General features: G+C 63.1%; 15 protein-coding genes. 3 read left to right on the top strand and 12 right to left on the bottom strand.

Features of this window, described 5'->3' with window-relative positions:
• Positions 1–179: 179 nt before the first annotated feature.
• Positions 180–950: a TerC family protein gene (locus VJS90_RS20335; RefSeq protein WP_324123428.1), complete on the bottom strand. Its 771-nt coding sequence runs from the start codon at positions 948–950 to the stop codon at positions 180–182.
• 69 nt (positions 951–1,019) lie between these two features.
• Positions 1,020–2,327: a CitMHS family transporter gene (locus VJS90_RS20330; protein ID WP_324123427.1), complete on the bottom strand. Its 1,308-nt coding sequence runs from the start codon at positions 2,325–2,327 to the stop codon at positions 1,020–1,022.
• Positions 2,328–2,593: 266 nt separating this feature from the next.
• Here VJS90_RS20330 and VJS90_RS20325 point away from each other — a divergent pair, with 266 nt between their 5' ends.
• Positions 2,594–2,995 carry a GFA family protein gene (locus VJS90_RS20325; RefSeq protein ID WP_324123426.1) on the top strand — a complete coding sequence of 134 codons (402 nt, stop codon included), beginning with the start codon at positions 2,594–2,596 and terminating at the stop codon, positions 2,993–2,995.
• 16 nt (positions 2,996–3,011) lie between these two features.
• Here VJS90_RS20325 and VJS90_RS20320 read toward each other — a convergent pair whose 3' ends face one another.
• From VJS90_RS20320 to VJS90_RS20275, 10 genes are all read right to left on the bottom strand, one after another.
• Positions 3,012–4,970: a DUF4105 domain-containing protein gene (locus VJS90_RS20320; RefSeq protein ID WP_324123425.1), complete on the bottom strand. Its 1,959-nt coding sequence runs from the start codon at positions 4,968–4,970 to the stop codon at positions 3,012–3,014.
• Complete coding sequence (locus VJS90_RS20315) at positions 4,967–5,287, bottom strand: DUF2388 domain-containing protein (protein ID WP_324123424.1); 321 nt, start codon at positions 5,285–5,287, stop codon at positions 4,967–4,969. Before VJS90_RS20315 ends, VJS90_RS20320 begins: the two co-directional genes overlap by 4 nt.
• A 37-nt stretch (positions 5,288–5,324) precedes the next feature.
• A complete protein-coding gene (locus VJS90_RS20310) occupies positions 5,325–5,618 on the bottom strand; it encodes a DUF2388 domain-containing protein (protein ID WP_324123423.1) in 294 nt (97 codons plus the stop codon).
• 79 nt (positions 5,619–5,697) lie between these two features.
• Positions 5,698–6,015: a DUF2388 domain-containing protein gene (locus VJS90_RS20305; protein ID WP_324123422.1), complete on the bottom strand. Its 318-nt coding sequence runs from the start codon at positions 6,013–6,015 to the stop codon at positions 5,698–5,700.
• 289 nt (positions 6,016–6,304) lie between these two features.
• Positions 6,305–6,520, bottom strand: coding sequence for a DUF1127 domain-containing protein (locus VJS90_RS20300; protein ID WP_324123421.1), 216 nt, complete (start codon positions 6,518–6,520; stop codon positions 6,305–6,307).
• Between the two features lie 321 nt (positions 6,521–6,841).
• Positions 6,842–8,335 carry an acetyl-CoA hydrolase/transferase family protein gene (locus VJS90_RS20295; RefSeq protein WP_324123420.1) on the bottom strand — a complete coding sequence of 498 codons (1,494 nt, stop codon included), beginning with the start codon at positions 8,333–8,335 and terminating at the stop codon, positions 6,842–6,844.
• A 117-nt stretch (positions 8,336–8,452) separates the two neighbouring features.
• Positions 8,453–9,889 carry an NAD(P)(+) transhydrogenase (Re/Si-specific) subunit beta gene (locus tag VJS90_RS20290; protein WP_324123419.1) on the bottom strand — a complete coding sequence of 479 codons (1,437 nt, stop codon included), beginning with the start codon at positions 9,887–9,889 and terminating at the stop codon, positions 8,453–8,455.
• Between the two features lie 2 nt (positions 9,890–9,891).
• Positions 9,892–10,209: an NAD(P) transhydrogenase subunit alpha gene (locus tag VJS90_RS20285; RefSeq protein ID WP_324123418.1), complete on the bottom strand. Its 318-nt coding sequence runs from the start codon at positions 10,207–10,209 to the stop codon at positions 9,892–9,894.
• Positions 10,210–10,220: 11 nt separating this feature from the next.
• Positions 10,221–11,342 carry a Re/Si-specific NAD(P)(+) transhydrogenase subunit alpha gene (locus tag VJS90_RS20280; RefSeq protein ID WP_324123417.1) on the bottom strand — a complete coding sequence of 374 codons (1,122 nt, stop codon included), beginning with the start codon at positions 11,340–11,342 and terminating at the stop codon, positions 10,221–10,223.
• 271 nt (positions 11,343–11,613) lie between these two features.
• Positions 11,614–12,531, bottom strand: a complete 918-nt coding sequence (locus VJS90_RS20275; protein ID WP_324123416.1) for a LysR family transcriptional regulator — start codon at positions 12,529–12,531, stop codon at positions 11,614–11,616.
• Between the two features lie 159 nt (positions 12,532–12,690).
• Here VJS90_RS20275 and VJS90_RS20270 point away from each other — a divergent pair, with 159 nt between their 5' ends.
• A complete protein-coding gene (locus tag VJS90_RS20270) occupies positions 12,691–13,872 on the top strand; it encodes an acyl-CoA dehydrogenase (RefSeq protein ID WP_324123415.1) in 1,182 nt (393 codons plus the stop codon).
• 15 nt (positions 13,873–13,887) lie between these two features.
• Complete coding sequence (locus tag VJS90_RS20265) at positions 13,888–15,108, top strand: CaiB/BaiF CoA-transferase family protein (RefSeq protein ID WP_324123414.1); 1,221 nt, start codon at positions 13,888–13,890, stop codon at positions 15,106–15,108.
• Positions 15,109–15,542: the final 434 nt, after the last annotated feature.

Raw genomic sequence — 15,542 nt, 5'->3', positions numbered from 1 at the left:
GGCCCCCTGTGGGTGACGCCGTGGGCCGTGCCTGGCCGCGGGCGTTCTTCTTGGTGTAGTCGGCTCATGGCCGTGCCGCCAGCATCGCACAGGCTGAAACATTTTTGAAACAACTCTGGCGCCCCCGGCGGGCACGAAAAAAGGCCCCGAGGGGCCTTCTTGTGCTGCAGTCCGAACGCTTACTGGCCCGGATAGTCCTTGCGCAGCTTCACGGCCTCGCGATCCTGCCCGCGCTTGCGTGCCAGGGCGGTGCGCATGCGAATGTTGATGGCTTCGACCGCCAGCGAGAACGCCATGGCGAAGTAGACGTAGCCCTTGGGCACGTGCACATCGAAGGCCTCGGCGATCAGCACGGTGCCGACCACGATCAGGAACGACAGCGCGAGCATCTTCAGCGACGGGTGCTTGTCGATGAAGTCGCTGATGGTGCCAGCGCACAGCATCATCACCAGCACGGCAACGATGATCGCGGCGATCATCACCGGTACGTGCGAGACCATGCCAACCGCGGTGATCACCGAGTCGAGCGAGAACACGATGTCGATGATGGCGATCTGGATGATGGTGTAGAAGAACTGGCCGCCGGTGCCTTTGGGCTCCTCGCCGCTTTCGTCCTCGCCTTCCAGGCCGTGGTAGATCTCCTGCGAGCTCTTCCACAGCAGGAACAGGCCACCAAAGAACAGGATCAGGTCCCGGCCCGAGATGCCCTGGCCGAACACCTCGAACAGGTCGGCCGTCAGGCGCATGACCCAGGTGATCGAGAGCAGCAGCAGGATGCGCGTGACCATGGCCAGGGCCAGGCCGAAGATCCGGGTACGGGGCTGCATGTGCTTGGGCATGCGGCTGACCAGGATCGAGATCATGATGATGTTGTCGATGCCGAGAACGATCTCAAGCGCTGTAAGGGTGAAAAAGGCAACCCAGATTTCCGGGTTGGTCAGCCATTCCATGTCTATTCCTTCGAACGATAAAGGCGATGCGCCCGGAGTCAGGCGCATCGCGGGGGTGATGCGGGATTTCTAGAGGCTGCTGAACAGCGGGAAAATGCCCATGAGCAGCGCGGCGAGCATTATGCACAGGCAGACCAGCACTGCCCACTTGAGGGTAAAGCGCTGGTGATCGCCGAACTCGATACCCGCCAGCGCGACCAGCAGGTAGGTAGAGGGTACCAAGGGGCTGAGCAGGTGTACGGGCTGTCCGACGATCGACGCGCGCGCCATCTCGACCGGGCTGATGCCGTAGTGAGCGGCAGCTTCGGTCAGTACCGGCAGCACGCCGTAGTAGAAGGCGTCGTTGGACATGAAGAAGGTGAACGGCATGCTGACGATGGCGGTGATCACCGCCAGGTACGGCCCGAGCGCGTCCGGGATCACCGCCAGCAGGCTCTTGGACATGGCATCGACCATGCCGGTGCCGGACAGGATGCCGGTGAAGATACCCGCTGCGAAGATCAGCCCGGTCACGGCCAGCACGCTGCCGGAGTGAGCGGCGATACGGTCTTTCTGCTGCTGCAGGCACGGGTAGTTGACGATCATCGCGATGCTGAAGGCGATCATGAACAGCACCGGCAGTGGCAGCACGCCGCTGATCAGCGCAACCATCAAAGCCACGGTCAGGGCGGCGTTGAAGTAGATCAGCCGGGGGCGGCGGGCCTCGGGGAACTGGGACACGCTGATCTCGCTGTGATCGACCTCGTCACCCGGCAGGTGCAGCTCGCCCAGGCGCGCGCGCTCGCGCTTGCCGTACAGGTAGGCGATGGCCAGGATCGCGCACACGCCGAACAGCATGGCCGGGATCATCGGCACGAAGATGTCCGAGGGGTCGACGTGCAGCGCGCTGGCGGCGCGCGCGGTGGGGCCGCCCCATGGGGTCATGTTCATCACGCCACCGGCCAGGATGATCAGGCCGGCCATGATCCGCGGGCTCATGCCCAGGCGGCTGTACATCGGCAGCATGGCGGCGACGCAGATCATGTAGGTGGTGGCGCCGTCACCGTCCAGCGACACCACCAGGGCCAGCACGGCGGTACCGACCGAGACCTTGAGCGGGTCGCCCTTGACCATCTTGAGGATCTTGCGCACGGCCGGGTCGAACAGGCCGGAATCGATCATCAGGGCAAAATAGAGAATCGCGAACATCAGCATCACGCCGGTCGGCGCAAGCTTGCTGATGCCTTGCAGCATCATCGGGCCGATATCGGAGTAGAAACCTCCGAACAGGGCGAACAGGATGGGTACCAGGATCAGTGCGATCAAGGCCGACAGGCGCTTGGTCATGATCAGGTACATGAAGGTGATGACCATGGCAAAGCCGAGGAAGGTCAGCATGGCAGTACTCCAGGCGTGGCGCGGCGAACGGGAATGGCGTTTCGGGCGTTGGGATCAGCGCGGGTGGCGCTGCGCAGGGAGTCGCGGAGGGTGTACGAAGGGAAGGCGGGCGCGGAAGGACATCAGTATCACCATTGTTGTTGTTAATTGGGCCGGGCGCGGAGTTTTCCGACTGCCCTGGCTGACCGGTCTTACGCCGGTAGTGACGCTATCCTAAGAGCCAAAGCTTTCATTCAGCTTTCGACCCCAGGCAGGAGGTGGCATGCATGTTTGACGTTCACGAAGGCGGATGCCATTGCGGGGCACTGCGCTATAGGCTGGAAGGTGCACTGGAAGATGTCGCCCACTGCCATTGCTCGATCTGCCGCAAAGTCAGCGGCGGCCTGCTGATGACCTGGGTCACCCTGCCCTACGCGCGCTTCCAGTGGCTGGCGGGCACGCCGCGCGCCTACCGGGCGCCGGCCAGTTGCACCCGGTACTTCTGCGGCAGATGCGGCGCCCATGTCGCGTTGATCACGCTGCACAGTCCCCAGACCATCGACATCACCGTAGCGACGCTGGACAGGCCGCAACTGGCCCCGCCGCGGCGGCATATCTGGACCGACAGCCGCCTGCCCTGGCTGCGCCTGGACGAGCATCTGCCTGGCGAACCTGAGGAATCGCCCTAGTCCCGGTCTGCCAGGCTCAGGGCAGTTGCAAGCCGCCCGCGGCCTTGTGCAGGGCGCGCAGGTGTTCGCCGATCTGCTTGACGTTGGTCTCGACGGCCGCGATCTCCTTGGCGCGGGCGGGTTCGAGCAATGCCCGTGCCTCTTTGTCCAGGTCGGCGCTCAGGCGATGCAACTGCGCCTGGCGCTCGCTGCTGGACTTCTGCAGCTGCCGACGCTCGTCCGCCTGCGGCAGGCCGTAGCCCTGGGTGCCCAGCAGTTCGGCCGGACGGCTGAGGAAGCCGCTGTTGGCGAGGATCTGTTGCAGGGTCTGGTTGGCCTTGGCAATGGAGCCGTCGTTCTGCGCGCGAGCGGTGAAATAGCGCTGCTTGACCTCGTCCTGGGCCAGCAGCAGTTGCCGGCGCAGGCTGGCCTGTTCGAGCAGCAGCAAGGCGGCACTGGTGCGCAGGTCGGCCTTGGCAAACCACTGGCGGCGTTGCTCGGCATCCTGTTCCAGCCAGCCTTCGACCGTTGTCTGCGGAATCGGCAACTGCTGCTTGAGCACCTGGAACATGGCCTGGTAGCGGTCCCGGTAGGAGTCGAAGCGATAGCCCATGCGCAGCGCTTCGCGCGGGTCGTCGAGCACGCTGGTGTCGGCGAGGCCGCGGCCCTTGAGCACTTCGAGCAGGCCGTTGGGCATGATGCTGTCCAGGTCGGCCAGACGCGGATTGGCGCTGCCGCTGCGCAGCAGCTTGAGGGTTTCGACCGCGCAGTTGTTGGACAGGAAATAGTAGTTGCCGTCGTAGCTCCAGTGCATCTCGGCGGCCTGGCGTACCAGGTTTTCGAGCTCTGTGCGGCTGAACTTGAGGGGGATCGAGGCGAGGCTACGCAGCTCGGTCTTGGTGTACTCGTCGATCACCTGTCCCAACGGCAGCACGAACAGACGCGATGGGTAGGCGCCGGTCAGGCCATCCCAGCTCGACAGCTGCAAGTCGTTGACGAAGGCGCGGTAGGACAGCACCAGGTGCTGGTCCAGGTCCAGGCGACAGTCTGGGCCGCGTGGGCGGCCTGGGGCACAGATCACCAGGCGCAGCATGCTGTGGCCCCAGCGGCTGACCCAGTTCTGGTTGGCTTCGGCCAGCAGGTAGTCCACCGAGTAGACGCGCTCGGGGTCGATCTCGCCCAAGGGCTGACGGGCGAAGTCGTTGCCCGCATTGAGGAACGGCAAGCCCTTGGCGCAGCTGGACTGCTGCGGCGCCCAGCTGAAATGCTCGCTCAGGTAGCGGTTGAGCGCCGGACGGCGGCAGGCAAAGCTCGGGTCGAGGAGAAAGTACTCCATGTTGACCGCGATGAATTCCTTGGGGCTGCTCAGCTCGTAGCTGTCGGGGCTGCGCACCAGCTGGCGGTTGTGCTGCTCGCGCTCGCCCCGCCGGCCAACGTACTGCGGCCAGCCAGCCAGGTCGAGCAGACGCGGGTCATCGCTGAGGGTGAAGCGGCGTTCGGTCTGACCGCGGCAGTGTTCCGGCAGGCCGATGTCGCCGAGGCTGGAATGCTGGCGCTTGCAGAGGTTGATCTCCCGCCGCTCGGGGCTGGACCACAGGCGGGCCCGATCATAGATATGGGTGAGTTCGTGGAGGACGGTGGCCAGCAGCTCCTGGCGCACCGTGCCGTGGGGACGCCCAGTCTGCTCGCGGGCAGCGCTGCCATCCACCAGGCCGGGGAGCAGGCGGCGGTTGAGTTCGAGGGTGGAAACCAGCGAGGCCTGGCCGTAGGCATCGGTGCGCATGTCATCGCGCCAGCTCACCTTGACACGGCGGTCGAGCTGCTGCCTGAACCTGGGCGGCAGCTTGCCTAAGGCCTCGTCGAGCAATGCCTGGGTTGCACGCTGCTGTTGCGAATCAAGACCCGCGGCCTGTAGCTCAAGCTGCAAGTCGGCAAGGGCGGGCGCGCCCAGCAGCGTCAGGGCGCAGCCAAGCAGCCAGGCACGCACGCACTTCACAGGGCGAGAATGGCTTCGGCCAGGACCTGGTCGCTGGCATCGCGAGCCTCGGGCACGCGCTGGCGCACGGTATCGAATGCGGCTTCGAGCTGGGCGCCACGGATATCGCCGTTGCTGGCGACAAAGCTTGCGGCGTCATCGTGGGCCTCGCGCACAACCTTGGAGTCACGGATCGAGGTGGTGGTGTCGGAGGTGAAGTCGATCGACCGGCCAAAGGCGCGGACGATGATGTTGCTGGTGGCCACCAGGGTTTGCGCCTGGGCCACATCGGCCAGCATGAGGAAGCCGAGGGCGGCGGCGATCAGCGGTTTACGCATGGAGCATCTCCGGGTAATACAGGGAGTCATAGGATGGTCATTGGACGAGGATTGCCTGCGCCAGTTCAAGGTCGTCGACGGATTCCCGCGGGTACTGTTCGTGCAGCGCGGCAAGGGCGGCCTGCAGGCGTGCGCCGCGTATCCGCCCATCACTGGCGACAAAGGCCGCGGCATCGTCGCGGGCCTCCAGCACCAGCTTGCGGTCGAAGGGCGCGGTGGTCACCTGGCTGGTGACATAGCCGCTGGCGACCAGGGTCTGGGTGGTGACGTCCATGGCATGGGCAGTGCCCATCCCTGCAAGCGCGAACAGCAGTAGCGACAAATAACGCATGGGTCTCGAAGACTGGTATTGAGGGGGCGCCAAGGCTACCCCGAATGCGCCGGCCTGGGCCAGCGCATCGGGTAATGCATCAGATGGCGAGGATCGCCTGGGCCAGCTCGGTGTCGCTGGCTTGCAGGGCAGGCATCTGCTGACGGATGTGGGCGAAGGCGCTTTCGAGCTTGACGCCACGAATGGCGCCTTCGCTGCCGACGAAGCTGGCGGCATCGTCACGCGCTGCGCGCACGACCTTGTCGTCACGCAGGGACGAGGTCATGTCGGAGGTCGCATCCGTGGACTCGGCGACCGCACCGACGACCGCGTCCGTGGTAACGATGAAACTGGTGGCATTGGCGGCACCGGCCAGTGACAGCAGCAACGCGGCGCCAAACAAATGGGTACGGAACATGATCGATTGTCTCCTGCATGGGCTGAGGGTGGTTCTTGCTTTCAGACGCACTCACAGCTTGTTGCGGTACTTTTTACCAAGCTGGTGACGCACAAGCGTACCACGTGGCGCCGTGGCGGGAGCGCGCCTGCTGCAGAGTGAAGGTGCGCATGCGCACGTTGCGCAACAATACAGTTATGTCGGTCATTGAATATGACCAGTACAGTTTATGCGTACACATAAAAAAACCCGTCACAGTCACCTGCAACGGGTTTTCGAATTCGGTGCCGGCCTTGGCCGGCTGCCTGGCTCAACGCCAGAACGGCTTGCTCAGCTCTTCGTAGCGCTGGGCTTCGCTGATACCGGCGTCAGCCAGCAGGCGGGCATCCAGGCGAGCCAGTTGACGGCGGCTCGAGAGGCGGCGCTGCCACAGCAGCAGGTTGGACAGTACGCGCAGCGGCAGCGAGGCGTGGGACTGTTGGGCGTTGCTTTCAAAAACCATGTCGGAACTGAGGGTACGTTCCATGATGTTTTTCCTTCCGCTTATGGCGGCATTAGAGAGTGATTTAACTGGTGCCAATGATCCTCCTCTCCCGCCCAGAACAGTAGATACAGTTCAACAGTAAAGCGATCACTCAGTTAACTGATAGACCCTACTGTTGCACTTGAAAATGGCGCAACTGTACCGGTCTGCTCCTATATGGTGCATTTCGAGTAAGGGCGTCAGGCAGGACGGGGTCGAAGTGGGGGTTTAAAGCGGTACAGTAGTACAGTTTAGGAGGGCGTCAGTGCAACAGTCATCCGGTCGGTACGCATTGCACGTCACCGACCGGGTATCTGTGCTGGATCAGACCGCGATCATGCGCCCTGTCTCTTCCAGGTTGTCATGCCAGGCCAACGCCTCGCGCAGGATATGCGGGGTGTGGCCACCGCGCTGGCTGGCGCGCTCGAAGTAGTCGTTCAGCGCTTCGCGGTAGTCCGGGTGGACACAGTTGTCGATGATCACCCGGGCGCGCTCGCGTGGCGCCAGGCCGCGCAGGTCGGCGAGGCCCTGCTCGGTGACGAGGATATCCACGTCATGCTCGGTATGGTCCACATGACTGACCATCGGCACCACGCTGGAGATCGCGCCGCCCTTGGCAATCGACTTGGTGACAAAGATAGCCAGGTGCGCGTTGCGGGCGAAGTCACCCGAGCCGCCGATGCCGTTCATCATCCGGGTGCCACAGACGTGGGTGGAGTTGACGTTGCCGTACAGGTCGAATTCGAGCGCCGTGTTGATGCCGATGATCCCCAGACGGCGGACCACCTCGGGGTGATTGGAGATTTCCTGCGGGCGCAGCACCAGTTTGTCCTTGTAGCGCTCGAGATTGCCGAACACGTCGGCATTGCGGCGGCTCGACAGGGTGATCGAGCTGCCCGAGGCAAAGCTCATCTTGCCCGCGTCGATCAGGTCGAAGGTCGAGTCCTGCAGGACTTCGGAGTACATGGTCAGGTCTTCGAACGGCGAGTCGATCAGCCCGCACATCACCGCATTGGCGATGCTGCCGATACCGGCCTGCAGTGGGCCGAGCCTGTTGGTCATGCGGCCAGCCGCTACTTCCTGCTTGAAGAAGTCGATCAGGTGATTGGCGATGCCCTGGGTCTCGTTGTCCGGTGGCAGCACAGTGGACGGCGAGTCCGGCTGTTCGCTGATCACGATCCCGACGATCTTGGCCGGGTCGATCGGGATGGCGGTGCTGCCGATGCGGTCATCGACCTGCACCAGCGGAATCGGCGTGCGCGTCGGGCGGTAGGTGGGGATGTAGATGTCGTGCAGACCCTCGAGATTGGCGTTGTGCGCCAGGTTGATCTCGACGATCACCTGCTTGGCGAAAATCGCGAAGCTGGCCGAGTTGCCCACCGAGGTGGTCGGCACGATGTGCCCCTGCTCGGTGATGGCGACGGCTTCGATGACCGCGATGTCCGGCAGCGTCAGCTGCTTGTTGCGCAGCTGCTCGACGGTTTCCGACAAGTGCTGGTCGATGAACATGACCCGGCCATCGTTGATGGCCTTGCGCAGCGTGCTGTCGACCTGGAACGGCATGCGACGGGCCAGCACACCGGCCTCGGTCAGCTGCTTGTCGAGGTCGTTGCCCAGGCTTGCGCCGGTCATCAGGCTGATTTTCAGGGGCGAGTGCCTGGCGCGCTCGGCCAGTGCGAGAGGCACAGCCTTGGCTTCGCCGGCGCGGGTGAAGCCGCTCATGCCGACGGTCATGCCGTCCTCGATCAGACCAGCGGCATCAGCCGCACTCATTACCTTGCTGTGCAGGGAGGACAAGCGGATACGATCACGGTACATGGATTGTTATCTCGGGCTACTGAAGCTAGATGCGCAGTCTAGTGATTTAGCCCCGCCCCGTCCCACGACCAAGGTCGAATGCCGGCCTTCCTCATGAAAAGGCCGGGCATCAGCGCCCTACTCCACCGCCTTGACCATGTCTTCGATCACTTTCTTGGCGTCCCCGAATACCATCATCGTCTTGTCCAGATAGAACAGCTCGTTATCCAGCCCCGCATAACCGCTGGCCATCGAGCGCTTGTTGACGATGATCGTCTTGGCCTTGAACGCCTCGAGAATCGGCATGCCGGCGATCGGCGAGCCGGGGTCGTTCTTCGCCGCCGGGTTGACCACGTCGTTGGCGCCCAGCACCAGTACCACATCGGCCTGGCCGAATTCGGCATTGATGTCGTCCATCTCGAATACCTGGTCGTACGGCACTTCGGCCTCCGCCAGCAGCACGTTCATGTGCCCCGGCATGCGCCCGGCCACCGGATGGATCGCGTACTTCACGGTCACGCCGTTGTGGGTGAGTTTTTCGGTGAGTTCCTTGAGCGCATGCTGGGCGCGCGCCACCGCCAGGCCATAGCCCGGGACGATGATCACCGTATCGGCGTTGCTCAGCAGGAAGGTGGCATCGTCGGCCGAGCCGGTCTTCACCGGGCGGGCTTCCTGGCTGCCGCCCGCGGAGGCCGCTGCCGTCGCGCCACCGAAGCCGCCGAGCAGCACATTGAAGAACGAGCGGTTCATTGCCTTGCACATGATGTACGACAGGATCGCACCGCTCGAGCCGACCAGGGAGCCTGCGATGATCAGCATCGAGTTGTTCAGGGAAAAGCCGATCCCCGCCGCCGCCCAGCCCGAGTAGCTGTTGAGCATCGACACCACCACCGGCATGTCGGCGCCGCCGATCGGAATGATGATCAGCACGCCCATGACGAAGGCCAGAACCAGCATCAGGGTAAAGGCGCTGTAGTGGCCGGTGAAGGTGAACAGCAGGCCCAGGGCCAGGGTCGTGATGCCCAGGATCAGGTTCAGCTTGTGCTGGCCGTTGAACTGCACCGGCGCGCCCTGGAACAGGCGGAACTTGTACTTGCCAGACAGCTTGCCAAAGGCAATGACCGAACCCGAGAAGGTGATCGCACCAATCGCCGCGCCGAGGAACAGTTCCAGCCGGTTGCCCGCGGGGATCGGGTCGCTGATGCTGGCGACGATGCCCAGCGACTGCGGCTCGAGCACCGCGGCGATAGCGATGAACACCGCGGCCAGGCCGATCATGCTGTGCATGAAGGCAACCAGCTCGGGCATCTTGGTCATCTCGACGCGCTTGGCCATGATCGAGCCGGCGGTGCCGCCGATCAGCAGACCAAGGATCACGTAGCCGATGCCCTGGGTCGCAAGCTCGGCGCCGAGCTTGTAGATCAGTCCCACCGTGGTGACGATCGCCAGCGCCATGCCAAGCATGCCGAAGACATTGCCGCGCCGCGAGGTGTTCGGATGCGACAGGCCCTTGAGCGCCTGGATGAAGCAGACCGAGGCGACAAGGTAGAGAAGTGTTACCAGGTTCATGCTCATCTTTACGTGCGCCCCTCAGCCTTCGTGGCTTTCTTTCTGAACATTTCCAGCATCCGCCGGGTGACGAGGAAACCACCGAATACGTTGACCGCCGCCAGGGCCACGGCCAGCGTGCCCATGACCTTGCCTGCCGTGGTCACGGTCAGTGCCGCGGCCAGCATGGCGCCGACGATGACAATCGCCGAGATGGCGTTGGTGACCGCCATCAGCGGGGTGTGCAGCGCGGGGGTGACGTTCCATACCACGTGGTAGCCGACATAGATCGCCAGCACGAAGATGATCAGGTTGTAGAGACCGTCTGAAATCAGCATGTCTTCCATCGTGTTGCTCCTTACCCGTTCTTGCGGATGACCTGGCCGTCGCGGCACATCAGGCACGCGGCGACGATGTCGTCTTCGAGGTTGATCGACAGCGCGGCCTGCGGCGTGCAGATCAGCTTGAGGAAATCCAGCAGGTTGCGCGCATACAGCGCCGAGGCATCGGCCGCGACCTGGGCCGGCAGGTTGGTCGGGCCGACGATGGTCACGCCCTGCTCCACCACCACCTGGTCGGCCACGGTCAGCGGGCAGTTGCCGCCCTGGGCCGCGGCCAGGTCGATGACCACCGAGCCCGGCTTCATCTGCGCCACGGTCTCGGCGCTAAGCAACGTGGGCGCCTTTCGGCCCGGGATAAGCGCGGTGGTGATGACGATATCGGCCTGCCTGGCGCGCTCGTGCACCGCCTGGGCCTGGCGCTGCATCCAGCTCGCGGGCATTGGCCGCGCATAGCCGCCCACGCCTTCGGCGCACTCGCGCTCCTCGTCGGTCTCGTAGGGTACGTCGATGAATTTGGCGCCGAGCGATTCGATCTGTTCCTTCACCGCCGGACGCACATCGGAGGCCTCGATCACCGCGCCCAGGCGCTTGGCGGTGGCGATGGCCTGAAGTCCGGCGACGCCGGCACCCAGGATAAGCACGCGGGCGGCCTTCACGGTACCGGCGGCGGTCATCAGCATCGGCATGAAGCGTGGGTAATGGTGCGCGGCCAGCAGCACAGCCTTGTAACCGGCGATATTGGCCTGGGACGACAGCACGTCGAGGCTCTGGGCGCGAGAGGTGCGCGGTGCCGCTTCCAGGGCAAAGGCGGTGATGCCCTGCTCGGCCATCCGGGCGATCAATTCGCTGTTGAAGGGGTTGAGCATGCCCACCACGACGGTGCCGCTGTTGAGCTGGGAAAGCTCGCTGTCGTGCGGGGCGACGACCTTGAGCACCAGTTCGGCGCCAAAGGCATCGGCGGCGCTGCCGATCGAGGCACCCGCGGCTTCATAGGCGCTGTCCAGGATGCTGGCATTGACGCCGGCGCCTCGCTGGACAGTGACCTGGTGGCCTTGGGTGACCAGCTTCTTGATGGTTTCCGGCGTGGCGGCAACCCGTGCCTCACCTGGGTGTGTTTCGAGAGGAACACCAATGTGCACGACTTATCTCCTGCGTGACCTTGTTCTTGTAGGGGTGCATCAGCGCACTGCGGATGGTGCGTCTGGGGCGGCCGATCAGCACAGGCTACTCGCAGCTTAGGGGAAAAAAACGCAAGCACTCGGGAGAGTTCGCCCTTGCATTCACCGAGGTCGTAATCAGCCCAAACCCCCGGAATATCGGGACCAAACCGAGGGTTTTCCGCAACTTGAGGAAAATTCACTTTGGTTTCAAAAGCTTACGAGGGGGCGTTTAATATAATTGACTGGGTGGTCATGGCGGCGTGAGCCCCTCGTGAGTAGCGGCGTAACGATGGGCCTGGCGGACCAGCCAATCCCGAAACGCCCGTAGCGAAGCGGACTCGACCTTGCGGTCGGGGATCATCAGGTAATAGGCCCTGGTGCTGGACAGTGCCTGGGTATTGGCAATCACCAGCCTGCCCTCCTCCAGCTCCCGCTGGATCAGGAACGGCGGGATCAGGGCGATGCCCATCTCGTGCATCGCCGCCTGGCTCAGCATCGAGAATAGTTCATAACGCGGGCCTGTCATGTCGCGGTCCACGGTTATCCCTTGACTGTCGAACCATTGTCGCCAGGCATACGGGCGCGTGGTCTGCTGCAGCAGCGGCAACCGGGAGATCTGCTTGGCATCCAGTGCGTCCTGCCCCTCGAGCAGGACCGGGCTGCACACAGGCATCGGGTTCTCGCCCATGAGGCGGTGGGACTGGGTGCCCGACCAGTCGCCGTCACCGAAATAGATGGCGGCGTCGAAGGTAGTGTCGGCAAACAGGAAGGGTCGCGTGCGATTGGTCAGGTTGACCGTGACCTCCGGGTGCAACTGCTGGAAGTCCTTCAGGCGTGGCAGCAGCCATTGGGTGCCGAAGGTGGGGACCACCGCGAGCTCGATCACGCTGGCGCCCTGCTGGCGCATCACCGAAAGGGTGTCGCGTTCAACCGCGTCCAGCTGCGCGGCAACCTGGCGGCTGTAAGAAAGGCCGGCCTCGGTCAGCTTCACGCCCCGGTGAGAGCGGCGGAACAGTTCGACATTAAGGAAGGCTTCGAGTCCGCCAATCTGGCGGCAGACGGCGCCTTGGGTCAGCGCAAGCTCGTGGGCGGCCTTGGTAAAGCTTTCATGGCGCGCGGCGGCCTCGAAGCAGATCAATGCGGTGGTGTTGGGGATTTTGCGGCGCATGTACATCTACCTCACTCATGAAGGTCTGATTGCCCCTGAATTGGTAGCACGGAGTGAGAGATCGGCACAGGGGCATGCGCAATCCTCGTTTGTCGCGTCCCCGGATCGCGCCTAGGATCAATGCACAAGAACCAGCGCCCCTACTTCGAGGTATCCGCAATGGCCGGTAAAGCACACTTCAACTGGATCGACCCGCTGCTGCTCGATCAGCAGCTCACTGACGAAGAGCGCATGGTGCGTGAAAGCGCTTATCAGTTCGCCCAGGACAAGCTGGCCCCGCGCGTGCTCGAGGCCTTCCGGCATGAACGGACCGATCCCGCGATCTTTCGCGAGATGGGCGAGGTCGGCTTGCTGGGCGCGACCATCCCTGAGCAGTACGGTGGCAGTGGCCTCAACTATGTGTGCTACGGACTGATCGCCCGCGAGGTCGAGCGTATCGACTCGGGCTACCGGTCGATGATGAGCGTGCAGTCTTCGCTGGTGATGGTGCCGATCAACGAATTTGGCACCGAAGAGCAGAAGCAGAAGTACCTGCCCCGGCTCGCCAGTGGCGAATGGATTGGCTGCTTCGGCCTCACCGAACCCAACCACGGCTCGGACCCGGGGGCGATGATCACTCGGGCGAAGAAGGTCGACGGCGGCTATCGCCTCAGCGGCAGCAAGATGTGGATCACCAACAGCCCGATCGCCGATGTGTTCGTGGTGTGGGCCAAGGACGATGCTGGCGATATCCGCGGCTTTATCCTCGAGAAAGGCTGGAAGGGCCTGAGCGCGCCGGCGATTCACGGCAAGGTCGGCCTGCGTGCGTCGATCACGGGTGAAATCGTCATGGATAGCGTGTTCGTGCCGCAGGACAACGTCTTCCCTGATGTGCGCGGCCTCAAGGGTCCGTTCACCTGCCTGAACTCGGCGCGTTATGGCATCTCCTGGGGCGCCCTCGGTGCGGCCGAGGCCTGCTGGCACACCGCGCGCCAGTACACCCTCGACCGTCAACAGTTTGGTCGTCCACTGGCCGCCAACCAGCTGATCCAGAAGAAGCTGGCCGACATGCAGACCGAAATCACTCTGGGCCTGCAAGGCTGCCTGCGCCTGGGGCGCATGAAGGACGAAGGCACCGCGGCGGTGGAGATCACCTCGCTCATGAAGCGCAACTCCTGCGGCAAGGCGCTGGATATCGCGCGCATGGCTCGTGACATGCTCGGCGGCAACGGTATCTCCGATGAGTTCGGCGTGGCGCGTCACCTGGTCAACCTCGAAGTGGTCAACACCTATGAAGGCACCCACGATGTGCATGCGCTGATCCTCGGGCGCGCGCAGACGGGCATCCAGGCGTTCTATTAATAGAGGGGCCGGTTCATGGGCGCGTTATCCCATCTGCGGGTGCTGGACCTGTCACGCGTGCTGGCGGGCCCTTGGGCCGGTCAGATCCTTGCCGACCTTGGGGCTGATGTCATCAAGGTGGAGCGCCCGGGTAGCGGTGACGATACTCGCGCCTGGGGGCCACCTTTCCTCAAGGACGCTCAGGGCGAGAACACCAGCGAGGCGGCCTACTATCTATCCGCCAATCGTAACAAGCGCTCGGTGACCATTGATTTCACCCGGCCCGAGGGCCAGCGCCTGGTCCGCGAGCTGGCGGCCAAGTCCGATATCGTCATAGAAAACTTCAAGGTAGGCGGGCTCGCCGCGTATGGGCTGGATTACCCGAGCCTCAAGGCGGTCAACCCGAAGCTGATCTATTGCTCCATCACCGGCTTCGGCCAGACCGGGCCGTATGCCAAGCGCGCCGGTTATGACTTCATGATCCAGGGACTGGGCGGCTTGATGAGCCTGACGGGTCGGCCGGAAGGCGAGGAGGGTGCCGGGCCTGTGAAAGTGGGCGTGGCCTTGACTGACATCCTGACGGGTCTGTACTCGAGCGTGGCGATCCTTGCGGCCCTGGCTCATCGCGACCAGGAAGGCGCGGGCCAATATATAGACATGGCGTTGCTGGACGTGCAGGTGGCCTGCCTGGCCAACCAGGCCATGAACTACCTGACGACGGGGGCGCCGCCGCGTCGTCTGGGTAACGCCCACCCTAACATCGTGCCGTATCAGGATTTTCCCACGGCCGATGGCGACTTCATTCTTACCGTGGGTAATGATGGCCAATTCCGCAAGTTCGCCGAGGTGGCGGGCCAGCCGGGGTGGGCGGACGATCCTCGGTTTTCCACCAACAAGCAGCGGGTTGCCCATCGCGCCGAGCTGATCCCGTTGATCCGCCAGGCTACCGTGTTCAGGACGACGGCCGAATGGGTGGCGCTGCTGGAGCAGGCAGGCGTGCCTTGCGGGCCTATCAATGACCTGGCGCAGATGTTCCAGGATCCCCAGGTGCTGGCGCGGGGCTTGTCACTGAGTCTGGCTCATCCTCTGGCTGGCAGTGTGCCGCAGGTGGCCAGCCCGATCCGGCTGTCCCGGACGCCTGTGGAATATCGGCATGCGCCTCCTTTATTAGGAGAGCATACGGACACCGTGCTGGGCGAGATGCTGGGTCTGGAGGCGGATCATGTCCGCCGACTGCGCGAAACCGGGGTGATTTGAAGTATTTGAAACATTTATGAAATAAAGGGTTGACGGGCTTTTGAATCCCCTTATAATGCGCCCCACTTCCAGCGTAGTGGGAGCGCGAAACTCCTTGAGAATCAACGAGTTAAACGTTTCAGGCAGCGCTGGAGGGGCTTCGATCGAAAGATCGGCAGCGGTGAAAAAAGGTGGTTGACAGCGAGTTGAAACGCTGTAGAATTCGCCTCCCGCTAACGAGAGATCGCAGCGAGTCAAGTGTTTGAAGTTAAACAGGTTTCTGGTTAAAAACTTCAAAATAAACGCTTGACAGACTCAGAGGAAAGCGTAGAATGCGCACCTCGGTTCAGCAAGCCAAGCGCTTCGAACCAACCGCTCTTTAACAATTGAATCAAGCAATTCGTGTGGGTGCTTGTGAGTACGGACTGATAGTCTGCAAGATTATCAGCATCACA

Origin of the sequence: Pseudomonas sp., assembly GCF_035277045.1 — a bacterium.
Lineage (GTDB): Bacteria > Pseudomonadota > Gammaproteobacteria > Pseudomonadales > Pseudomonadaceae > Aquipseudomonas.
This window is presented reverse-complemented; position numbering and strand designations above follow the sequence as displayed.

What these genes read in the sequence shown, in the direction of transcription:
- VJS90_RS20310 (WP_324123423.1), bottom strand. Translation starts at nt 5,618, where the DNA reads ATGCGTTATTTGTCGCTACTGCTGTTCGCGCTTGCAGGGATGGGCACT.
- VJS90_RS20325 (WP_324123426.1), top strand. Translation starts at nt 2,594, where the DNA reads ATGTTTGACGTTCACGAAGGCGGATGCCATTGCGGGGCACTGCGCTAT.
- VJS90_RS20300 (WP_324123421.1), bottom strand. Translation starts at nt 6,520, where the DNA reads ATGGAACGTACCCTCAGTTCCGACATGGTTTTTGAAAGCAACGCCCAA.
- VJS90_RS20295 (WP_324123420.1), bottom strand. Translation starts at nt 8,335, where the DNA reads ATGTACCGTGATCGTATCCGCTTGTCCTCCCTGCACAGCAAGGTAATG.
- VJS90_RS20285 (WP_324123418.1), bottom strand. Translation starts at nt 10,209, where the DNA reads ATGGAAGACATGCTGATTTCAGACGGTCTCTACAACCTGATCATCTTC.
- VJS90_RS20305 (WP_324123422.1), bottom strand. Translation starts at nt 6,015, where the DNA reads ATGTTCCGTACCCATTTGTTTGGCGCCGCGTTGCTGCTGTCACTGGCC.
- VJS90_RS20265 (WP_324123414.1), top strand. Translation starts at nt 13,888, where the DNA reads ATGGGCGCGTTATCCCATCTGCGGGTGCTGGACCTGTCACGCGTGCTG.
- VJS90_RS20290 (WP_324123419.1), bottom strand. Translation starts at nt 9,889, where the DNA reads ATGAGCATGAACCTGGTAACACTTCTCTACCTTGTCGCCTCGGTCTGC.
- VJS90_RS20270 (WP_324123415.1), top strand. Translation starts at nt 12,691, where the DNA reads ATGGCCGGTAAAGCACACTTCAACTGGATCGACCCGCTGCTGCTCGAT.
- VJS90_RS20275 (WP_324123416.1), bottom strand. Translation starts at nt 12,531, where the DNA reads ATGCGCCGCAAAATCCCCAACACCACCGCATTGATCTGCTTCGAGGCC.
- VJS90_RS20315 (WP_324123424.1), bottom strand. Translation starts at nt 5,287, where the DNA reads ATGCGTAAACCGCTGATCGCCGCCGCCCTCGGCTTCCTCATGCTGGCC.
- VJS90_RS20330 (WP_324123427.1), bottom strand. Translation starts at nt 2,327, where the DNA reads ATGCTGACCTTCCTCGGCTTTGCCATGGTCATCACCTTCATGTACCTG.
- VJS90_RS20335 (WP_324123428.1), bottom strand. Translation starts at nt 950, where the DNA reads ATGGAATGGCTGACCAACCCGGAAATCTGGGTTGCCTTTTTCACCCTT.